The organism is Polaribacter litoreus, from assembly GCF_054584775.1.
The window spans coordinates 1-1,168 of record NZ_JBTLRD010000080.1; the positions used below are offsets into that span (position 1 = coordinate 1).

1 protein-coding gene is annotated in these 1,168 nt (G+C 28.8%); it reads right to left on the reverse strand.

Annotation, left to right across the window (positions count from 1 at the left end; all coding sequences use genetic code 11):
- Positions 1-135 precede the first annotated feature (135 nt).
- Complete coding sequence (locus ACW9UN_RS17235; RefSeq protein WP_459487612.1) at positions 136-1,146, reverse strand: hypothetical protein; 1,011 nt, start codon at positions 1,144-1,146, stop codon at positions 136-138.
- Positions 1,147-1,168: the final 22 nt, after the last annotated feature.

The following is a 1,168-nucleotide window of genomic DNA, read 5'->3' on the forward strand; positions in this document are numbered from 1 at the left end:
CCTAACGTTGTTGTATATGATTTGTTGCGTGATTTAAGCACCTAATTTACCAAATAAAAACCGAATAGAAAATCCGCGAGGATTTTCGTAAGCAGGCTAGAACTAGCAATAAATTATATACGGTGTTAGCACCTGTTATTTTTTTAACCATTGAAATCCGTGAATATTAAATTCACCACGTTCTTTCAAATTAAGTTCAATTGAGGTAGAATATGGGAAACCTCGAAAATCAGTTTCTTGTATTGTTATTTTCTTTAAATTCTTTTTTTCGCTGAATCGAATTTCTTTAAACCCGTTTCCAATAGTATCTTGAATAATTATCATAGATGTGTTTAAAGGTTCCTTGAACTCAAATGGTTCAGTTAAGGGGTGATTCATAACGATTATGATTTTATTTGAATTTAAATTAATAGTTGAATTTAGTTTATTGCCAAAAGTAAATTCAATTTCATTTCCAGCATTTTTTTCCAATTTATAGAAATCATAATTTGGATGATCAGTTGAAATCAGTTTAGATTGAGAAACTCTAAAAAAAGTATCAGTCCAAAAACTTCCAGTCAAGTTTTGCTCGAGAATTACTCTGGCTTCATTTTCAGATAATCCATAATTTATAAGGTCTTGAATACTCGATTTTCCTTCTTCATTTGGTGAATGTGAAAGACAAATTATATCATAATTTTGATTTTCAGCTAGATTATCTTTTACCTGATAAGTTATTTTATAAACTGCAATCGATAACCCGACAACTATAAAAATAATAAAAAGATGACGAGTATTAAATTTACTTTGAGATTTAGTTAGTAGGAATAGATTAGCAACATTAACTCCGATTAGCCAACATATTTGGAAAGGAAAGCTAATTGCTCCAATCCAAGGTCCAAATACAAACCATAAAATTAGAATGAAAAGAATGGTTTGTACAATAGAAAAAATGATTGAAAGTGTAAAACCGAAAAAGTAATGCACTTTTTCAAATGCTTTTTGATAAAGTCCAATTATTGATAGGGAAAACGATGATAAAATAAATGAATAAAAAGTAAAAGGTAAAACATCTCCTTTTCCAAATCCGTCGTTCGATTCAACATAAAACCAAGCAATTAAACTAGAGGTAATTGTTAATAATAAAATGTATATAATATTCTTCAAGGCAATTAATTGGTGCTAACGT